Here is a 1,708-nt window from a genome sequence, read left to right on the forward strand (position 1 = left end):
CCACCCGCCCACCCACCACCGGCATCGTGAGTACGACCTTGCCCACGTGCCGTGCCTGGCTCATGAACCGCAGGGCCTCCGGCACGCGTCGCACGTCCCACACCGACACCGGCGGGTGGCGCAGGACACCGCTCTCCAGCAACCGCACGACGTCGCGCAGCATCTCGCCCAGTCGTGCCGGTCCGGCCTCGGCCAGGTCGAACGCGCGGTAGCTGACGTCCGGGTACGCGGCGCGCACCCGCTCCCCGTCCCGGATATCCGTCTTGCCCATCTCCACGAACCGCCCGCCGCACGCCAGCACATCAAGGGAGGCGTCCACGAACTCCCCCGCCAGCGAGTTCAACACCACGTCCACGCCGCGACCGCCGGTCGCCGCCAGCACCCCCGCCGCGAAGTCCGTCGTACGGGAGGAGAAGACCCGTTCCCGGCGGACACCGCCCGCGACCACCTGGTCCCACTTCGAGGGCGACGCCGTCGCGAACACCTCCACGCCCCACTCACGCGCCAGTTGCACCGCGGCCATGCCGACGCCGCCCGCGGCGGAATGCACCAGTACGGACTCGCCGCGCCGTAGGCCCGCCAGGTCGGCCAGCCCGTAGTACGCGGTCATGAAGGCCACCGGCACCCCGGCCGCCGCCACGAACGACCACTCCTCGGGCATCCGCACCAAGGCGCGCGCCTCGGCCACCACCATCGGGGCGAACGCGCCCGGGAACAGCCCCGTGACCCGGTCCCCCACACGAAGGTCCGCGACCTCGGGGCCAGTGTCGACCACCACGCCGGCGCCCTCGCTCCCCAGCACCGACTCGCCGTCCACCAGCCCCAAGCCCACCACCACGTCGTGGAAGTTCACGCCCGCCGCGCGTACCGCCACCCGCACCTCTCCCGCGCCCAGTTCGCGTACCGCCTCGGCGGACTCCACCACCGCCAGCGCGTCCAGGGACCGGGAGCCGGTCACGTCCACCCGCCAGGACGCGCCCTCGGGCGGGACGAGGGGCGCGGGCGTCGGGCGTGCCAGCCGCGGCAACCGGAGCTGGCCTCGGCGCAGCGCGCTCTCCCGCTCGCCGTTGCGTACGGCCTCGGCCAAGGCGGCGTGGGACGCGTCGGTGGCGTCGGTGTCGATGAGCGCGAACCGCCCGGGATTCTCCGTCTCGGCGGTCCGCACGAGCCCCCAGACCGCGGCCAGCGCCGGATCGGGCGCGCCGTCGCCCGGGGAGGTCACCATCGCGCCCCGTGTGAGGAGCACCAGTCGTGAGGCGTCGAACCGTTCGTCCTCCAGCCACCGTCGCACGAGCGTCAGCGCGCGCACGGTGGCCTCGCGTACGGCCGCCGGCCCGGTGGCCTCGCCCGGTTCGAGGGTGACCAGCACGTCCTCCGGTGCCGGCTCGGGAACCGTGCTGAGGTCGCGGTGCGTCTCGGGGAGGGCGCCGTCGGGTGTACGAGTCGCCTCGTCGCTAGCCGAGCCGGGCGCGACGATCCACTCCACCTCGAACAACGCGTCGGCGGGGGCCGCCGACAGCTGGCCGGCGGAGAACGGACGGAGCACGAGCGACTCGACAGAGGCGACGGGCGTCCCCGTCCCGTCGGCAACCGAGAGGGCCACCCGATCCCCGGACGGGGTGAGCCGCACCCGCAGCTCCCGCGCACCGGAGGCGTGCAACCGCACGCCTCGCCAGGCGAACGGCAGCGCGGCCCACCCTGCTGTACC

Annotated in this window: 1 protein-coding gene; it reads right to left on the minus strand. The window is 74.6% G+C overall.

The features are described from left to right. A partial coding sequence (locus AN216_RS09720; protein ID WP_170843078.1) for a zinc-binding dehydrogenase occupies positions 1-1,708 on the minus strand: 1,708 nt, incomplete at both ends.

This window comes from Streptomyces oceani (genome assembly GCF_001751245.1).
Classification (GTDB): domain Bacteria; phylum Actinomycetota; class Actinomycetes; order Streptomycetales; family Streptomycetaceae; genus Streptomyces; species Streptomyces oceani.